At 57.7% G+C, this 17,803-nt stretch carries 13 protein-coding genes; 10 read left to right on the top strand and 3 right to left on the bottom strand.

The features are described from left to right. Window positions 1–540 precede the first annotated feature (540 nt). Together ppnN and queF are read right to left on the bottom strand one after the other, a co-directional pair. Window positions 541–1,905: a nucleotide 5'-monophosphate nucleosidase PpnN gene (gene ppnN, locus M8318_RS13945; RefSeq protein ID WP_106994446.1), complete on the bottom strand. Its 1,365-nt coding sequence runs from the start codon at window positions 1,903–1,905 to the stop codon at window positions 541–543. Between the two features lie 116 nt (window positions 1,906–2,021). Continuing rightward, complete coding sequence (gene queF, locus M8318_RS13940; protein WP_106994447.1) at window positions 2,022–2,864, bottom strand: NADPH-dependent 7-cyano-7-deazaguanine reductase QueF; 843 nt, start codon at window positions 2,862–2,864, stop codon at window positions 2,022–2,024. 69 nt (window positions 2,865–2,933) lie between these two features. Here queF and syd point away from each other — a divergent pair, with 69 nt between their 5' ends. The 8 genes from syd to M8318_RS13900 all read left to right on the top strand — a co-directional run bounded on the left by syd (window position 2,934) and on the right by M8318_RS13900 (window position 11,317). Next, the gene (syd, locus tag M8318_RS13935) at window positions 2,934–3,479 is read left to right on the top strand and encodes a SecY-interacting protein (protein WP_262663251.1); all 546 of its coding nucleotides are present in this window, start codon (window positions 2,934–2,936) and stop codon (window positions 3,477–3,479) included. Window positions 3,480–4,110: 631 nt separating this feature from the next. Beyond that, the gene (locus tag M8318_RS13930) at window positions 4,111–4,437 is read left to right on the top strand and encodes a YqcC family protein (RefSeq protein ID WP_106994449.1); all 327 of its coding nucleotides are present in this window, start codon (window positions 4,111–4,113) and stop codon (window positions 4,435–4,437) included. Beyond that, entirely contained in the window at window positions 4,434–5,207 is a 774-nt protein-coding gene (truC, locus tag M8318_RS13925; RefSeq protein WP_262663249.1) for a tRNA pseudouridine(65) synthase TruC, read from the top strand. The genes M8318_RS13930 and truC overlap by 4 nt, the downstream gene beginning before the upstream one ends. Before the next feature lie 24 nt (window positions 5,208–5,231). Beyond that, complete coding sequence (locus tag M8318_RS13920; protein ID WP_262663247.1) at window positions 5,232–5,681, top strand: flavodoxin; 450 nt, start codon at window positions 5,232–5,234, stop codon at window positions 5,679–5,681. 360 nt (window positions 5,682–6,041) lie between these two features. Continuing rightward, window positions 6,042–7,400 carry a galactarate/glucarate/glycerate transporter GudP gene (gudP, locus tag M8318_RS13915; protein WP_262663245.1) on the top strand — a complete coding sequence of 453 codons (1,359 nt, stop codon included), beginning with the start codon at window positions 6,042–6,044 and terminating at the stop codon, window positions 7,398–7,400. Next, window positions 7,397–8,737, top strand: a complete 1,341-nt coding sequence (locus M8318_RS13910; protein WP_262663243.1) for a glucarate dehydratase family protein — start codon at window positions 7,397–7,399, stop codon at window positions 8,735–8,737. Before gudP ends, M8318_RS13910 begins: the two co-directional genes overlap by 4 nt. 12 nt (window positions 8,738–8,749) lie before the next feature. Continuing rightward, a complete protein-coding gene (gudD, locus tag M8318_RS13905) occupies window positions 8,750–10,090 on the top strand; it encodes a glucarate dehydratase (RefSeq protein ID WP_262663333.1) in 1,341 nt (446 codons plus the stop codon). Between the two features lie 87 nt (window positions 10,091–10,177). Then, window positions 10,178–11,317, top strand: coding sequence for a glycerate kinase (locus tag M8318_RS13900; protein ID WP_262663241.1), 1,140 nt, complete (start codon window positions 10,178–10,180; stop codon window positions 11,315–11,317). A gap of 46 nt (window positions 11,318–11,363) precedes the next feature. Here the strand turns inward: M8318_RS13900 and barA are convergent, their stop codons facing one another. Beyond that, window positions 11,364–14,123, bottom strand: a complete 2,760-nt coding sequence (gene barA / locus M8318_RS13895) for a two-component sensor histidine kinase BarA (protein ID WP_262663239.1) — start codon at window positions 14,121–14,123, stop codon at window positions 11,364–11,366. Window positions 14,124–14,180: 57 nt separating this feature from the next. Here barA and rlmD point away from each other — a divergent pair, with 57 nt between their 5' ends. Both rlmD and relA read left to right on the top strand, forming a co-directional pair. Further along, the gene (rlmD, locus tag M8318_RS13890) at window positions 14,181–15,479 is read left to right on the top strand and encodes a 23S rRNA (uracil(1939)-C(5))-methyltransferase RlmD (RefSeq protein WP_262663237.1); all 1,299 of its coding nucleotides are present in this window, start codon (window positions 14,181–14,183) and stop codon (window positions 15,477–15,479) included. 52 nt (window positions 15,480–15,531) lie between these two features. Further along, window positions 15,532–17,769, top strand: coding sequence for a GTP diphosphokinase (gene relA, locus M8318_RS13885; RefSeq protein ID WP_262663235.1), 2,238 nt, complete (start codon window positions 15,532–15,534; stop codon window positions 17,767–17,769). Window positions 17,770–17,803: the final 34 nt, after the last annotated feature.

Genomic DNA, 17,803 nt, shown 5'->3' with positions numbered 1-17,803 from the left:
TGTGTCTCCAGGAGTAGCTAATGTCAGGTTTCTGGTCAAATTCAGTGCAAAAAGGGCTAATCGTAATATGAAATTCGCTCAGTGACGGTTTTTATATAATTTTTCTCCGTAACTATCGGCGGGCGGAAAGATACATTTTAGTAATGGATCTATCAGTGATCCCGATCTCAAATGCGATAATCCACTTATGATGTGGGTATCTTTAGACCATTTATCTGCTAATAAAACAGCATGACGAATTTCTGGGCGCGAAGGCTACCATTAACGATATGTGGCGAGATAGATCCCCCAGTAAGATAGGAGCCTTACGCTGTAAAAGTGTCGGTTTAGAGGATTTTTTCGTGCTTTATGGCATTTGCGGCTGATAAATCACGCTCTGGCCAGGAACGTAATCGTTTGCGTTGCGTTATGAAATAGCAAAAAGATAAGTAATAGTGATATTGCAGGCCAGGCCATGTCGCTGAAGGCAATAAAAAAGCCGGGAGGCGAAAGGCCATTCCCGGCTGGATAGGGTGCCCGGCATGCGCGCCGGGCAAGGCGTTACGCTGAGATCTCGTAACAGGGGATATAGGCAGAACCTGGAAGTTTCATACGGTGCTGGGCGACGAAGCCCTGCAGCAGATCGTCCATGCGGCGCATCATGTCGCGGTCGCCATGAATTTTATACGGCCCAAACTCTTCGATGGCCTGGATACCCACCTCCTTCACGTTACCCGCCACGATGCCCGAGAAGGCGCGACGCAGATCGGCGGCCAGCACTTCAACCGGCTGATCGGGATAGAGTTTCAGGTTGGCCATATTTTCATGCGACGGCTCAAACGGGATCTGCAGATCCGGCGAAATGCGGATCGACCAGTTAAAGCTGTAGGCATCCCCGGTATCGCGACGGTTCTCTTTCACCAGCGGCATCGCCTTTTTCATCAGGCGCGCCACTTCGGCGGCGTCATCGATGATGATGCGATAGTGACGGCGAGCCGCCTCGCCCAGGGTATGGACGATGAACTCATCCAGCACGCGGAAGTAGTCTGCACTCTCTTTCGGCCCGGTCAGGATCAGCGGCAGGACCTGGTCCTGGTTAGCCGGATGCATCAGAATGCCCAGCAGATAGAGCAGCTCTTCTGCCGTCCCCACGCCGCCCGGGAAGATGATGATCCCGTGCGCGATACGGACAAACGCCTCAAGACGTTTCTCGATGTCCGGCATGATGATCAGTTCGTTGACCAGCGGATTCGGCGGCTCAGCGGCAATAATCGACGGCTCGGTCATGCCGATAAAACGGCCCTCTTTGTAGCGCTGCTGAGCATGCCCCACCGCGGCGCCCTTCATCGGCGCTTCCATCGCCCCCGGACCGCAGCCGGTGCAGATGTTCAGCTCGCGCAGCCCCAGCTGGGTGCCGACACGACGGGCGTAGAGGTATTCGGTTTCGTTAATGGAGTGACCCCCCCAGCACACCACCATGCTCGGGGCTTCGCCCACGTGCAGGGCACGGGCGTTACGCAGAATGGAGAACACCAGGTTGGTGATATGGGCCGAGCTTTCGAGGTTCAGATGCTGGAAACGACCGGCGTTACTGATCTGGCCATTCACAAACAGGATATCGCGCAGGACAGCAAACAGGTTGGCCTGCAGTGCGCGAATGATGCGCCCGTCAACAAAGGCATCTTCCGGTGGGTTAATCAGCTCCAGCTTCACGCCACGTTCACGGCGCAGAACGTTAATATCAAAGCTTTCAAAGCGGGACAGCAACTCTTTGCTGTTGTCGGTCAGGCTACCGGAGTTCAGAACGGCAAGTGAACAGTTGCGAAACAGTTGATAAAGATCGCTGCTGGCCGTGCTCTTGAGCATGTCCACTTCCAGCTGCGACAACATATCCATTGAGCCAAGCGGGCTTATATGTGTAATCAAGTGAGCTCCTTACGGGACGTTTATCGTCTTTCCCTGCTGATTACAATAGCCCTGGCTTATGACCTTTCACAACCCAAAGCGCGGAACGGACCGCGCATATTGTGAATTTATTTATCTTACTGACGGACTAAACGACCGATCGCCGGAACAAAATCGGTGTTGCTGCGCCACGGATTGATATCCAGCCCACCGCGGCGGGTATAGCGGGCGTAGACGCTCAGCGCTTCTGGCTGGCAGAAATGCAGAATGTCGTTGAAGATGCGCTCCACGCACTGCTCATGAAACTCATTGTGGTTTCGGAAGGAGACCAGGTAGCGCAGGAGCTTCTCACGATCGATTTTAGCGCCGCGATACTGGATCTGAACCGAACCCCAGTCAGGCTGGTGAGTGATAAGGCAGTTGGATTTCAGCAGGTGGCTGACCAGCGTTTCTTTAACCACGTTGCCGCTGGCACTATTTTCCAGCCAGGCGGTATCAAACTGGTAGGTGTCGATCTCAATATCCTGCTCGTCAATGCAGGTCCCGTGGAAGTGGGCGATTGGCTGACCTTCCAGCTCATCAATGCGGTAAAGGGCAACAGTCACTTTCCCCTGCGCGCAGGCGCTTAAGTCACGTTCCAGCGTGCGCTGCACCGCGTCCCAGCTGTCAAAGCGGGTCTGATTGAAGCTGTTGAGATAGAGCTTAAAGCTTTTGGACTCCACCAGGTTGACGCTGGTGTAATCCAGCTCAACGTGACCCACCGCCACCTGGGGTAAACCCCGGGCGTTGAGCCAGGAGAGCTCATACAGCGTCCAGATATCGCCGCCGTGGAAGGGCAGGTTATCGGCTTTCAGCCCGAGTGGATCGCGGTTAAGACTGCGCGGCACGCCCTGTAACAGGCTGGCGTCGTAGATGTCGCGGTAGGCGGTGGTTTTGCCCAGGGTTAAGCCCGATAAGGCATCATGATTTTCGTAAGACATGTTTCATTGTCACTTTGCAGGTAAACTATGCGACTGAGTGTATCCTGGCTTATATGAAGAGAGAAACCGGTGGATAAAGAGACTGCAGCTGCCTTAACCGCGTTTACGGCGCGTTACTGTGACGCCTGGCATGAACAGAACGCATCATGGCCTCAAAGTGAGGCGCTGTATGGCGTCCCCTCGCCCTGTATCATCACCTCTTCCGGGGATACCGTGACCTGGCAGCCCCAGCCGTTTACCGCTGAGCAGAATGTAAAAGCAATTGAACGCGCCATGGACATTGTGGTACAACCTGCGGTCCACGCGTTCTATACCACACAGTTTGCCGGGGATATGTGCGCTCGCTTTGATAACGAGATGCTGACTCTGCTGCAAACCTGGAGTGAAGACGATCTGCAGCGCGTGCAGGAGAACCTGATTGGGCACCTTGTGACCCAAAAGCGCCTGAAGCTATCGCCAACGCTCTTCATCGCCACGCTGGACAGTGAAATGGATATCCTCTCTGTCTGCAACCTTACGGGGAATGTGGTAAAAGAGACGCTGGGCACGCAAAAACGCCAGATCCTGGCCGCTTCCCTTACGGATTTCCTCAATAATCTACATCCCGTCGTGTAATCCTGCGTACTACAGCGTCTGTGAGAGATCTCTTACAAAGCTTGTAAGAGATCACCGTAACATCTCACGCTCTCAACCCGGCCGTCTTTCAACAAATCCATTTATTATCAGCATATTGAATGCTTTCTTGATAGTAATAAGTTGCAACAACTGTTTAATTTGACTTACGCAGTGCCTTGTAAGACGAAGCGGAATAGGGGATTCTATGCCCGTCGACAGGACGCCGACACGAGAAACGAACATCAGGATGATGGCGTTTCTTAATGAGGACACGTCAGGAAGGCGTTACAAGGAAGGCTTCAGGAAGAAGCAAAAGGATAACGCAGGATGCGTGAAGGACACCTCCAGGAAGGAGAATGAGAGCCGGTATGGATGTCCGGTGGGTCAGGAAGACCAGGACGTTTCAGGATGAAACAGTCACATCAGGATGATGTGCGCAGGATGCAGCGGTCGAGGGAAGACCAGACCTTCGGGTCAGAGGAAAAGTTGTCATGGATGAGCAGGGAGCACTAAAAGTAGCTGGATTGCTGCGAAACGAACCGGGAGCACTGTTTTTACAGTGCTCCCTTTTTTTATTTCTGCGTGGTCTTTGCTATGCTGCCCGCCGTTCAGATTTTCAGTTGAGGTTTTCATGACGCATCACGACCACGTGCGCGCGCAGCTGCACGCCATCGAAGCTTTATTGCGCGATCATCAACTGTGGCAGGAGACGGCGCCGCAGCCTGACGCGTTTGAGAGCACGCAACCTTTCTGCATGGATACCCTGGAGCCGTTTGAGTGGCTGCAATGGGTGCTCATTCCCCGCATGCATGCCCTGATTGAGGGTGGGCATCCGCTGCCGCAAAACTTTGCGGTCGCCCCCTACTATGAAATGGCGCTGGACGCTGCTCATCCGTCACGCGAGGAAGTACTGGCGGCACTGCTGGCACTGGACACCCTCTTTGGCGACGAAGCATGATTGAGATCCTCTATCAGGATGAGTGGCTGGTGGCGGTCAATAAGCCCTCCGGCTGGCTGGTGCACCGGAGCTGGCTGGATCGTGATGAAAAAGTGGTGGTGATGCAGACCGTGCGCGACCAGATTGGTCAGCATGTTTTTACCGTCCACCGCCTCGACAGACCCACTTCCGGCGTACTGCTGATGGGCCTCTCCAGCGAGGCCGGACGACGTCTGTCGCAGCAGTTCGAGCAGCATCAGATCCAGAAACGTTACCATGCGATTGTCCGGGGCTGGCTGACCGACGCCGCGACGCTCGATTATCCGCTGATCGAAGAGCTGGATAAAATCGCCGACAAATATGCCCGGGATGATAAAGAGCCGCAACCTGCGGTAACCGACTATCGCGGTCTGGCGACTGTCGAAATGCCTGTCGCCACCGGTAAGTTCCCGACCACACGCTACAGCCTGGTCGAGCTGGAGCCGAAAACCGGGCGTAAACACCAGCTGCGACGCCACCTTACCCATCTGCGTCATCCGATCATCGGTGACAGCAAGCATGGCGATCTGAAACAGAACCGCAGCGCCGCCGAACACTTTGGCTGTAACCGCCTGATGCTGCACGCCAGCCAGCTGAACCTGGTGCATCCGTTTACCGGTGAGCCGCTGACCATCCGGGCCGGGCTTGATCCGGTGTGGATGCAGGCGCTGTCACACTTTGACTGGCGCGGGCAACTCCCCGAAAATGAAAGGGTTGAGTTTGATCCCGCCAACGTTCAGGATGAGCGTTAATTGCATTCATTGAGGGAGTAAACCATGGCTGTAGTCGGAATTTTTGTCGGTACGATGTACGGCAATTCGCTGCTGGTGGCCGAAGAAGCCGAAGCAATTCTCGCGGGAATGGGCCACAAAGCCACGGTGTATGAAGATCCCGAACTGGCCGACTGGGAAAAATACCAGGGGCAGTATGCGCTGGTGGTCACCTCGACAACCGGGCAGGGCGATCTGCCGGACAGTATCGTCCCGCTGTTCCAGGGCATTAAAGATAAGCTGGGTTATCAGCCGGAGATGCGCTACGGCATCATCGCGCTGGGTGACAGCACCTACACCAGTTTCTGCGGTGGCGGCAAAAAGTTCGACGCCCTGTTACAGGAGCAAAGCGCTCAGCGCGTGGGTGAGATGCTGATGATCGATGCCTCTGAGCACCCTGAACCGGAAAGCGAATCCAATCCCTGGGTTGAACACTGGGGCACGCTTCTCGGCTAAATGCTTTCCCTCCCGGCCGCGGGAGGGCATTCCACCGCGTCAAGCGACCTGATTCACACTCTTCTCTTTCTCTTCTGTTGTTTTCTCACTCAGCCACGTTTCCGTGAACTACCTTCCATTGAGTTAGGCTTATGCCATAAACAACCTCAAACCCTCCCGCCAATGTTGTGTTGTTGCACGGTGAGAGGGGCCTGGATCCTTTCTTATACTTTTTCCGCCAGTTAATAAAAATGCAGTCAGTAAGGCAAAAGACCTCAACGTTTGAACTGCAAAAAACACATACACGTCATTCTGATACCCTACCGGTTGAGCTGTTCAGAATGAACGTAGCGATAAAAGCTATGATTCAGGAGTGCAAGAATGAGTTCATTAAGCCAGGCGGCGAGCAGCGCTGAAAAGCGCACCAACGCTCGCTATTGGATAGTGGTGATGCTGTTTATCGTCACATCCTTTAACTATGGCGACCGCGCCACGCTGTCGATTGCCGGTTCTGAAATGGCAAAAGATATCGGTCTGGATCCGGTCGGAATGGGTTACGTTTTCTCAGCATTTTCATGGGCCTATGTTATCGGCCAAATCCCGGGCGGTTGGTTGCTCGACCGCTTCGGTTCAAAACGCGTCTATTTCTGGTCCATCTTTATCTGGTCCATGTTTACCCTGCTGCAGGGCTTCGTCGATATCTTTAACGGCTTTGGCATTATTGTCGCGCTCTTTACCCTGCGCTTCCTCGTCGGCCTTGCCGAAGCGCCCTCCTTCCCGGGCAATAGCCGCATAGTGGCAGCCTGGTTCCCGGCGCAGGAGAGGGGAACGGCGGTATCCATTTTTAACTCCGCGCAATACTTCGCTACCGTGATCTTCGCTCCGATCATGGGCTGGCTGACCCACGAAGTGGGCTGGTCACACGTGTTCTTCTTCATGGGCGGGCTGGGCATCATCATCAGCTTTGTCTGGCTGAAAGTGATCCACGAGCCAAACCAGCATCCGGGCGTAAACCAGAAAGAGCTGGATTACATCGCCGCGGGCGGAGCGCTGATCAACATGGATCAGGCGAAAAGCAAAGAGAAAGTGCCGTTCAGCCACAAGTGGGGTCAGATCAAACAGCTGGTGGGCACCCGCATGATGGTGGGGATCTACCTCGGGCAGTACTGTATCAACGCCTTAACCTACTTCTTTATCACCTGGTTCCCGGTCTATCTGGTGCAGGCACGCGGTATGTCGATTCTGAAAGCCGGGTTTGTGGCCTCTGTTCCGGCAATCTGCGGCTTTATCGGCGGCGTGCTGGGCGGGGTGATTTCCGACTGGCTGATGCGTCGTACCGGATCCCTGAATATCGCCCGTAAAACGCCGATCGTGCTGGGTATGCTGCTCTCCATGTCGATGGTGTTCTGTAACTACGTTGACGCCGAGTGGATGATTATCGGCTTTATGGCGATGGCCTTCTTCGGTAAAGGCATCGGGGCGCTGGGCTGGGCGGTGATGGCCGATACCGCACCGAAAGAGATCAGCGGTCTGAGCGGTGGTCTGTTCAATATGTTCGGCAACATCTCCGGGATCGTCACCCCGATTGCCATCGGTTACATCGTCGGCACCACCGGTTCCTTTAACGGGGCGCTGATCTACGTCGGGGTTCACGCTCTGGTGGCGGTACTGAGTTACCTGGTGCTGGTGGGTGATATCAAACGTATCGAACTGAAACCTGTCGGGGAGCGTTTATCATGAGTATGCAATCCAGCCCTGTCGTGACTGAAATGAAGGTTATCCCGGTTGCCGGTCAGGACAGCATGCTGCTGAACATCGGCGGCGCACATAACGCCTGGTTTACCCGCAATATCGTGGTGCTGACCGATAACGCCGGGAATACCGGCGTTGGGGAAGCCCCCGGCGGTGAGGTTATCTACCAGACCCTGGTGGATGCCATTCCGCAAGTGGTGGGTCAGGAGGTAGCGCGGCTGAACAAAGTGGTCCAGCGCGTGCACAAGGGCAACCAGTCCGCCGATTTCGATACCTTCGGCAAAGGGGCCTGGACATTTGAACTGCGGGTCAATGCCGTGGCAGCGCTGGAAGCGGCGCTGCTGGATCTGCTCGGCAAAGCGCTGAACGTGCCGGTGTGCGAACTGCTCGGCCCGGGCAAGCAGCGCGATGCGGTCACCGTGCTGGGCTATCTCTTCTACCTGGGCGATCGCACGAAAACCGACCTGCCGTATCTGGAGCAATCCCCTGGCAGCCACGACTGGTATCACCTGCGCCATCAGGAGGCGCTCTCCAGCGAGGCGGTGGTGCGTCTGGCAGAAGCGGCCCAGGATCGCTACGGCTTTAAGGATTTCAAACTGAAAGGCGGCGTGCTGCCGGGTGAACAGGAGATCGACAGCGCCCGCGCCCTGAAGAAACGCTTCCCGGACGCGCGCATTACCGTCGATCCCAACGGCGCCTGGCTGCTGGATGAAGCTATCGCCCTGTGCAAAGGCCTGGAGGATGTCCTGACCTACGCCGAAGATCCCTGCGGTGCCGAACAGGGCTTCTCTGGCCGTGAGGTGATGGCGGAGTTCCGTCGCGCCACCGGCCTGCCGGTCGCCACCAATATGATCGCCACCAACTGGCGGGAAATGGGTCACGCGGTGATGCTGAACGCGGTGGATATCCCGCTGGCGGATCCGCACTTCTGGACCCTCTCTGGCGCGGTGCGCGTGGCGCAGCTGTGCGACGACTGGGGCTTAACCTGGGGTTGCCACTCTAACAACCACTTCGATATCTCGCTGGCGATGTTCACCCATGTTGGTGCCGCGGCACCGGGTACGCCAACGGCTATCGACACTCACTGGATCTGGCAGGAGGGCGAAGCGCGCCTGACCAAAAATCCACTGGAAATTAAACACGGCAAGATTGCCGTACCGGATGCACCGGGGCTTGGCGTGGAGCTTGACTGGGATCAGATCCACAAAGCCCATGAAGCCTATAAGAAACTGCCCGGCGGCGCGCGTAATGACGCAGGCCCGATGCAGTATCTTATTCCCGGCTGGACATTTGACCGCAAACGCCCGGCGTTCGGTCGCCACTGATTAAAGGATTGAATTATGAGCACATTTACTACGCCTGTTGTCACTTCCATGCAGATCATCCCGGTTGCCGGCCATGACAGCATGCTGATGAATCTGAGTGGGGCCCACGCCCCGTTCTTCACCCGTAATATTGTGATTATCAAAGACAACTCTGGCCATACCGGCGTGGGTGAAATCCCGGGCGGGGAGAAGATCCGCAAAACCCTGGAAGATGCAATCCCGCTGGTAGTGGGCCAGACGCTGGGCGCGTACAAAAACATCCTTAATGCCGTACGTAACGAATTTGCCGACCGTGATGCGAGTGGCCGCGGGCTGCAAACCTTTGACCTGCGCACCACCATTCACGTGGTGACCGGCATCGAAGCCGCAATGCTCGACCTGCTGGGTCAGCATCTGGGCGTCAACGTCGCCTCCCTGCTGGGTGACGGGCAGCAGCGTACGGAAGTGGAGATGCTGGGCTACCTGTTCTTCGTCGGCAACCGCAAGCTGACCCCGCTGCCGTACCAGAGCCAGCCGGATGAGCAGTGCGACTGGTATCGTCTGCGCCACGAAGAGGCGATGACCCCGGATGCGGTTGTGCGTCTGGCGGAAGCGGCCTATGAGAAGTACGGCTTTAACGATTTCAAACTGAAGGGCGGCGTGCTGGCCGGGGAAGAGGAAGCAGAGTCTATTATCGCCCTGGCGAAACGCTTCCCGCAGGCGCGCGTCACCCTCGATCCCAACGGGGCCTGGTCGCTGGAAGAGGCGATCCGCATCGGTAAGCGCCTGAAGGGCGTGTTGGCTTATGCGGAAGATCCGTGCGGCGCCGAGCAGGGCTTCTCTGGCCGTGAAGTGATGGCTGAGTTCCGCCGCGCCACCGGTCTGCCGACTGCCACCAACATGATCGCAACCGACTGGCGTCAGATGGGTCATACCCTCTCCCTGCAGTCGGTCGACATTCCCCTGGCGGATCCGCACTTCTGGACCATGCAGGGCTCGGTGCGCGTGGCGCAGATGTGTCACGAGTTCGGCCTGACCTGGGGCTCACATTCCAACAACCACTTCGATATCTCGCTGGCGATGTTCACTCATGTGGCCGCGGCCGCGCCGGGCAATATCACCGCGATTGATACCCACTGGATCTGGCAGGAGGGCAACCAGCGCCTGACCAAACAGCCGTTCGAAATTAAGGGCGGTATGGTGCAGGTGCCAACCACGCCGGGTCTGGGCGTTGAGCTGGATATGGATCAGGTAATGAAGGCGCACGAGCTGTACCTCCAGCACGGTCTGGGCGCGCGCGACGATGCGATGGCGATGCAGTACCTGATCCCGGAGTGGACCTTCAACAACAAACGCCCTTGCATGGTGCGTTAAGTCCGGTGCCGGTTCCTGCGGGAGTCGGCATTTTCTCTTGCGTGACGGGTGTATGCTTATGGTAGTCAACATGCGTAAGGACGGCTTATGAAGATTGTTATCGCACCGGACTCTTATAAAGAGAGCCTGAGTGCCCTGGCTGTGGCGACGGCGATAGAGCAGGGATTTTGCGAGATTTTCCCGACGGCAGAGTACGTCAAACTGCCGGTCGCCGATGGCGGTGAAGGCACTGTGGAAGCGATGGTGGCTGCTACTCAGGGAGACATTATTCAGGTGCGGGTAACGGGGCCGCTCGGCGGGCATGTTGACGGTTTTTATGGCCGCTCCGGTGATGGTAAAAGCGCGTTTATCGAGATGGCGGCGGCCAGCGGTCTGGAGCTGGTGCCCCCGGCCCAGCGTAATCCGCTGAAAACCACCTCCTGGGGAACCGGGGAGCTTATCCGTCATGCGCTGGATGCGGGCGTGAAACATATCATCATTGGCATTGGCGGCAGCGCCACTAACGATGGCGGGGCAGGGATGGTGCAGGCGCTGGGCGCGAAGCTGCTGGACACGCAGGGCAACGCCCTGGGTGCCGGTGGCGGCGAGCTGGAGAAACTGGCGCGCATCGACATCAGCGGTCTGGATAAGCGGCTGGCAGAGTGTCGGATCGAAGTCGCCTGTGACGTCACCAATCCACTGACCGGCGAAAACGGGGCGAGTGCGATATTCGGGCCGCAAAAAGGGGCCACGCCGGAGATGATCGAACGCCTCGATCGCGCGCTGGCACACTATGCGCAGATCATTGCCCGCGACCTCGACGTTGAGGTGCTCAAGCTGGCAGGCGGTGGAGCGGCAGGCGGAATGGGCGCGGCGTTATACGCTTTTTGCGGCGCGCAGCTGCGCCAGGGTATTGAGATTGTGACCGATGCGCTCAACCTCGACAGCCTGGTGGCCGATGCCGATCTGGTGATCACCGGGGAAGGGCGAATCGACAGCCAGACCATTCATGGCAAAGTCCCGGTGGGGGTGGCGAAAATTGCGAAACGCCACAATAAGCCGGTGATCGGCCTGGCGGGCAGCCTGACGGCAGATGTCGGCGTGGTGCACGATCATGGCATCGACGCGGTATTTAGTGTGATCTACACCATCTGCACGCTGGAAGAGGCGCTGGAAGACGCCGCAGAAAACGTGCGGATGGCGGCGAGGAATATCGCGGCGGTGCTAAAGGTGGGAATGGAGGTGTAGCCTTTGATGTTTATTCCCTCTCCCCTACGGGGAGAGGGTTAGGGGCTTACGATCCCAGCACCTTCATCGCTTCCCGCGTGACGTTATCCATCTCATCCAGCAGCTCCAGGAACTCCGGTTCCAGCTCGCTTTCCGGTGTTCCGGAACGCAGCTGCTGCTCCAGCAGATGACACAGATTTTTCAGGCGTGGCACCCCACTGTACCCGCAGCTGCCGTGCAGCTTATGGATCGCATCAACGAGGTCTTCCGGGTTTTCACCCACCAGCTGCTCCTCCACCTTATTGCGGATCTCCGGCAGGAAGGCCACCAGCATCTGCAGCATCTCCCGCGCGAGGTCGTTTTTGCCCGCCGCCTGACGCAGCGCCAGCTGCCAGTCGAGGGTGGCATTGTCGTTAACCGTGATGTCGGCGGCTTCCGCAGGGGCGATCCAGCTGCCTGCCGTCGGGCCGGGCTTGTAGCGCAGCAGCAGACTGTGCAGCTTCTCTTCTTCAATCGGTTTTGCCAGATAGTCGTTCATCCCGGCGCTTAACAGCTTCTCTTTCTGGCCCGCCATCGCGTGCGCAGTCACGGCGATCACCGGCGTTTGCTGCTGATGGGGGAGCTGGCGGATCAGCTCGCAGGCGCGGATCCCGTCCATGCCGGGCATCTGAATATCCATCATAATCAGGTCAAACTGCATCTGTTTCGCGCGCTCAACGGCCTGCAGGCCGCTCTCGCACAGTTCGACATGCTGAACTTGATCCTCCAGCAACGCGCCGATCAGCTTCAGGTTGGCCGGGTTATCATCCACCGCCATTACGGTCATCGGCAGCTTGCTCTCATCGACAACGAGCGGCGCAGCGGAATGGTTCAGACGGCAGTATTCGGTCAGGGTCGGCAGCAGGCGCGTGGCGGTGAGCGGCTTCAGCAGACAGGCGGCCGCCCCGTCGTGTTTCAGCTCTTCGGCGTTGATCTGCGCATGGCACGGCAGGGCCAGCAGCAGGTAGTCGGTCATCGAGGCCGCTTTGGCCATCCGCTCCTGCTGCATGGTCAGCTCGCCGGTAAAGGTCACCGGGATGCCCATCAGCAGTATGTCGTAGTGCTCAACCGGCAGCGCGGAGAAGGCCGGGCTGTAAACCACCTCCAGCGGGGTGGTGCTTAACACGTCCAGAGTGCTTTGCGCCGCGGCGGCATTGGGCTCCACGTACGCCAGTCGTTTACCCTGCAGACACTCCATTCCCGGCCGGTCGATCAGAACATTCGGGTTCAGGTCGAGGTTGATATGGAACCAGAAGGTCGAGCCGCGGTTAGGCTGGCTGTGGAAGGAGATATCGCCCCCCATCTCGTTCACCAGTTTCTGGGTGATCACCAGCCCCAGGCCGGTGCCGCCATGACGCCGTGAAATACTGGCGTCGGCCTGGCGGAAGGCCTGGAACAGTCGAGACTGATCGCGCTCGGGAATACCAATCCCGGTATCGCGGATCTGCACCTCAATCTGCACCTTGGTATTGCTGATGGCGCGCTTTTCCACCAGCACGTCAATGTTACCGCTCTCGGTGAACTTGATGGCGTTACCCACCAGGTTGGTGATCACCTGCTGCAGGCGCAGCGGATCGCCAATCACGTTATCCGGCACATCATTTTTAATGTTTAGCGTCAGCTCCAGCCCTTTGTCGTGGGAGGAGTGCGCCAGCAGGGTCACCACTTCGTCCAGGGTGCTGCGCAGCGGGAACGGAATGCTCTCCAGAATCAGTTTGCCCGCCTCAAGCTTGGAGAAGTCCAGCACGTCATTGATGATCGCCAGCAGGTTGTTGGCCGAACGTTCAATGGTATGCAGGTGGTCGCGCTGGGTCGGGTTGAGCTCGGTCTTCAGGGTCAGGCGGGTAAAGCCAATTACGCCGTTGAGCGGGGTCCGCAGCTCATGGGACATGTTCGCCAGGAACTCCGACTTAATACGCGCCGCCTCCTGGGCACGCTTTTTAGCCAGATCCAGCTCGACGTTCTGGATCTCCATCTGCTCCAGGGTTTCCCGCAGGTCGGAGGTGGCCTGATCGACGTTATGCTGCATCTCCTCATGGTAGGCCGCCAGCGACATCGCCATCGAGTTAATGCCGTTTTTGAGCATATCCAGCTCACCGAGCATAAAGCCTTCGACGCGGCTGTCGAGCTGACCCCGGCGGATACGGTCGACGGTATTCACCATGTTGCGGATCGGGCTGGTCACGTCACGCATCAGACGCCAGCCGAAGATCAGCGCAATGCCGATACAGAACAGCATCATCACCGTGGAGATGAAGATTTCCCGGTACTGCTGCAACCGCACGGACTTGAGATCCAGCTCCAGCGCCACATATCCCAGCATGTTGTTATTGGGTTTGGCATCCGCTTCGACAGATTCATCCGGTGAATAACTTTCCGAGATGATCGGCGTGCGCAGGATCATCTTTTCGCCCTGGCGAATCACGCTCAGCCGTGTCGGGAAGGGCATGCCGGCCGGGAGCTTCAGCGTGCCCGGGTCAAGCTGGATATTGGAGGTGACAAACAGGCGATTATGTTGGTCATACACCGAAATCGCCCGCACAATATCCGAGTGACGGCGGTGCAGGATGCTGATGAGCTGGCCGATAGACTCGCGATTTTGCAGGGTCATGCCGTACTCGCTGGAGACCGCCAGCGGCTCAATAATGCTGGCCCCCGCGTCCTCAAGCTGCCGCTGCAGGTCGTTATAACGGTGCACCACAAAGAAGGTACTCAGCAGTAAACCAATGAGTACGGTAGGGGCGAGGATCAAAATCATCATGCGCGCACGCAGGCTGTAGTTGGTCATGGAGTTCCGTTATGGGACAATTAGAGTCAATATGTTCATTTGAGATAATACCCGGCAATGGCGCAATTCTACTCTGCAAAGCGGCGCGTGACGACGCGTCAGATCATAACTGTTGATGTGACAGACCTCGATCCCTTCGGCCAGGGGGTGGCGCGCCATGATGGTAAAGCCCTGTTTATCCCCGGCCTGCTGCCCGATGAGCGTGCAGAGATCACCCTGACGGAAGAGAAACGCCAGTACGCGCGCGGGCAGGTAAAACGTCGCCTTAACGACAGCCCGCAACGTGAGAAACCGCGTTGCCCGCACTTTGGCGTCTGCGGTGGCTGCCAGCAACAGCATGCCAGCATCGCGTTACAGGAGCGCAGCAAAAGCAATGCCCTGGCGCGCCTGCTGAAGCACGACGTCAACGAGGTGATCGCCGATAAACCCTGGGGCTACCGCCGCCGGGCGCGCCTGAGCCTGAACTACCAGCCGAAAACCGCGCGTCTGGAGATGGGCTTTCGTAAAGCCAACTCCAGCGACATCGTCGACGTCAGACAGTGCCCCATTCTGGTGCCCCGTCTTGAGGCATTGCTGCCAGAAGTGCGCAAATGCCTCTCTGAGCTGCAGGGCGTTCGCCACCTGGGCCACGTTGAACTGGTGCTGGCCAACCGCGGCCCGCTGATGGTGCTACGCCATACTGCACCGCTTTCGGCCAAAGATCGCGAAAAACTGGAACGCTTTTCGCATTCCCATGAGCTTGACCTGTATCTCGCCCCGCAAAGCGAGATACTTGAGCAACTGAACGGTGAAACGCCCTGGTATGATTCAGACGGGCTACGCTTAACGTTCAGTCCGCGCGATTTCATTCAGGTCAATGATGGCGTTAACCAACAGATGGTCGCGACCGCGCTCGACTGGCTGGATATACAGCCGGAAGATAGGGTGCTCGATCTGTTCTGCGGGATGGGCAACTTTACCCTGCCGCTGGCAAAACGGGCGCACAGCGTGGTCGGTGTGGAGGGCGTGGCGGCGCTGGTGGAGAAAGGACGCGACAACGCCATTCACAATGGGCTGCAAAACGTGACATTTTTTCACGAGAATCTGGAAGAGGATGTCACTCAGCAGCCCTGGGCGGCGCACGGCTTCGACAAAATCCTGCTGGATCCGGCCCGTGCAGGCGCGCCAGGCGTGATGCAGCATATTATTAAACTCGCCCCTAAACGCGTGGTCTATGTTTCCTGTAATCCGGCGACGCTTGCCCGGGACAGCGAAGCACTATTAGCGGCGGGTTACCAGATTCAGCGTCTGGCAATGCTCGATATGTTCCCGCACACTGGACATCTGGAATCAATGGCGTTGTTTGAACACAACTGATGAGTTTCGGCTTGTCGAATTCGACAGGCAAGGGTCCCTAAAGGAGAGGACAATGGTTGCGGTAAGAAGTGCACATCTCAATAAAGCTGGTGAGTTTGACCCACAAAAATGGATCGCAAGTCTGGGGATTGCCAGCCAGCAGTCGTGTGAACGCTTAACCGAAACCTGGGCTTATTGTCTGCGCACCACCAAGGGGCATCCCGATGCCGAGCTGCTGCTGTGGCGCGGCGTGGAGATGGTGGAAATCCTATCCATGCTCAGCATGGATATCGACACCCTGCTCGCTGCCATGCTGTTCCCGCTGGCCGACGCCGAGGTGGTCTCCGAAGAGGTGCTGCGCGAAAGCGTCGGTACATCGATCGTCTCGCTGATCCACGGCGTGCGCGACATGGCGGCTATCCGCCAGCTTAAAGCCACCCACACCGACTCCGTCTCGTCCGAACAGGTCGATAACGTTCGCCGCATGCTGTTGGCCATGGTGGATGACTTCCGCTGCGTGGTGATTAAGCTCGCCGAACGCGTCGCCCACCTGCGGGAAGTGAAGGATGCGCCGGAAGACGAGCGCGTGCTGGCGGCGAAAGAGTGCACCAATATCTATGCCCCGCTGGCGAACCGTCTGGGGATCGGACAGCTGAAATGGGAGCTGGAAGATTACTGCTTCCGCTATCTACACCCGGCGGAATACAAACGTATTGCGAAACTGCTGCACGAACGCCGTATCGATCGCGAGCACTACATCGAGGAGTTTGTCGGCGGCTTACGTCAGTCGATGAAAGAAGAGGGGGTGAAGGCTGAGGTCTATGGCCGGCCGAAGCATATCTACAGCATCTGGCGCAAAATGCAGAAGAAGCATCTCGCCTTTGATGAGCTGTTTGATGTGCGCGCCGTGCGAATCGTCGCCGAGCGTCTGCAGGACTGCTACGCCGCGCTGGGGATTGTTCACACCCACTTCCGCCACATGCCGGATGAGTTTGACGACTACGTCGCCAACCCGAAACCGAACGGCTACCAGTCGATCCACACCGTGGTGCTGGGGCCGGGCGGTAAACCGGTGGAGATCCAGATCCGCACCAAACAGATGCACGAAGAGTCCGAGCTCGGCGTCGCCGCGCACTGGAAGTACAAAGAGGGCACCTCAGGCGGGGCACGCTCCGGTCACGAAGACCGCATCGCCTGGCTGCGTAAACTGATTGCGTGGCAGGAAGAGATGGCCGACTCCGGCGAGATGCTCGACGAAGTACGCAGCCAGGTCTTTGACGACCGGGTCTACGTCTTCACGCCGAAAGGCGACGTGGTGGACCTCCCGGCAGGCTCAACCCCGCTCGACTTCGCCTACCACATTCACAGCGACGTGGGGCACCGCTGCATCGGCGCCAAAATCGGCGGACGCATCGTGCCGTTTACCTATCAGCTGCAGATGGGCGATCAGGTGGACATCATCACCCAGAAGCAGCCGAACCCGAGCCGCGACTGGCTTAACCCCAACCTGGGCTACATCACCACCAGCCGCGGGCGCTCCAAGATCCACGCCTGGTTCCGCAAGCAGGATCGTGACAAGAACATCCTGGCCGGTCGTCAGATCCTCGACGACGAGCTGGAGCATCTGGGCATCCACCTGAAAGAGGCGGAGAAGCAGCTGCTGCCGCGCTACAACTTCAACGAGCTGGATGAGCTGCTGGCCGCTATCGGCGGCGGGGATATTCGTCTTAACCAGATGGTGAATTTCCTGCAGGCGCAGTTCAACAAACCGAGCGCGGCTGAGCAGGATGCAGCGGCGCTGAAGCAGCTGCAGCAGAAGAGCTACACCCCACAGCACCGCAGCAAAGAAAAAGACAATTGCCGGGTGGTCGTGGAAGGCGTCGGGAACCTGATGCACCACATTGCCCGCTGCTGCCAGCCGATCCCGGGAGACGAGATCGTCGGCTTCATCACCCAGGGGCGCGGGATCTCTATCCACCGTGCGGACTGCGATCAGCTGGAAGATTTACAGTCCCATGCGCCGGAACGAATCGTCGATGCGGTGTGGGGCGAAAGTTACTCTGCGGGCTATTCGCTGGTGGTGCGGGTGTCGGCCAACGATCGCAGCGGCCTGCTGCGCGATATCACCACTATTCTGGCCAACGAAAAGGTGAACGTGCTGGGCGTTGCCAGCCGCAGCGACACCCGTCAGCAGCTCGCCACCATCGATATGACCATCGAAATCTATAACCTGCAGGTGCTGGGCCGGGTGCTCGGCAAGCTGAACCAGGTGCCAGATGTGATTGACGCCCGCCGTCTGCACGGCGGGTAATGCACTCTCTTTGTAGGCCGGGTAAGGCGCAGCC

Source organism: Leclercia tamurae (assembly GCF_025566055.1).
GTDB classification, from domain to species: Bacteria; Pseudomonadota; Gammaproteobacteria; order Enterobacterales; family Enterobacteriaceae; genus Enterobacter; species Enterobacter tamurae.
Note: the sequence above shows the minus strand (reverse complement) of the source record. Positions and strands in the feature narration are given on the sequence as shown.

What these genes read in the sequence shown, in the direction of transcription:
- queF (WP_106994447.1), bottom strand. Translation starts at nt 2,864, where the DNA reads ATGTCTTACGAAAATCATGATGCCTTATCGGGCTTAACCCTGGGCAAA.
- M8318_RS13930 (WP_106994449.1), top strand. Translation starts at nt 4,111, where the DNA reads ATGACGCATCACGACCACGTGCGCGCGCAGCTGCACGCCATCGAAGCT.
- truC (WP_262663249.1), top strand. Translation starts at nt 4,434, where the DNA reads ATGATTGAGATCCTCTATCAGGATGAGTGGCTGGTGGCGGTCAATAAG.
- M8318_RS13920 (WP_262663247.1), top strand. Translation starts at nt 5,232, where the DNA reads ATGGCTGTAGTCGGAATTTTTGTCGGTACGATGTACGGCAATTCGCTG.
- gudP (WP_262663245.1), top strand. Translation starts at nt 6,042, where the DNA reads ATGAGTTCATTAAGCCAGGCGGCGAGCAGCGCTGAAAAGCGCACCAAC.
- M8318_RS13910 (WP_262663243.1), top strand. Translation starts at nt 7,397, where the DNA reads ATGAGTATGCAATCCAGCCCTGTCGTGACTGAAATGAAGGTTATCCCG.
- M8318_RS13900 (WP_262663241.1), top strand. Translation starts at nt 10,178, where the DNA reads ATGAAGATTGTTATCGCACCGGACTCTTATAAAGAGAGCCTGAGTGCC.
- barA (WP_262663239.1), bottom strand. Translation starts at nt 14,123, where the DNA reads ATGACCAACTACAGCCTGCGTGCGCGCATGATGATTTTGATCCTCGCC.
- rlmD (WP_262663237.1), top strand. Translation starts at nt 14,181, where the DNA reads ATGGCGCAATTCTACTCTGCAAAGCGGCGCGTGACGACGCGTCAGATC.
- relA (WP_262663235.1), top strand. Translation starts at nt 15,532, where the DNA reads ATGGTTGCGGTAAGAAGTGCACATCTCAATAAAGCTGGTGAGTTTGAC.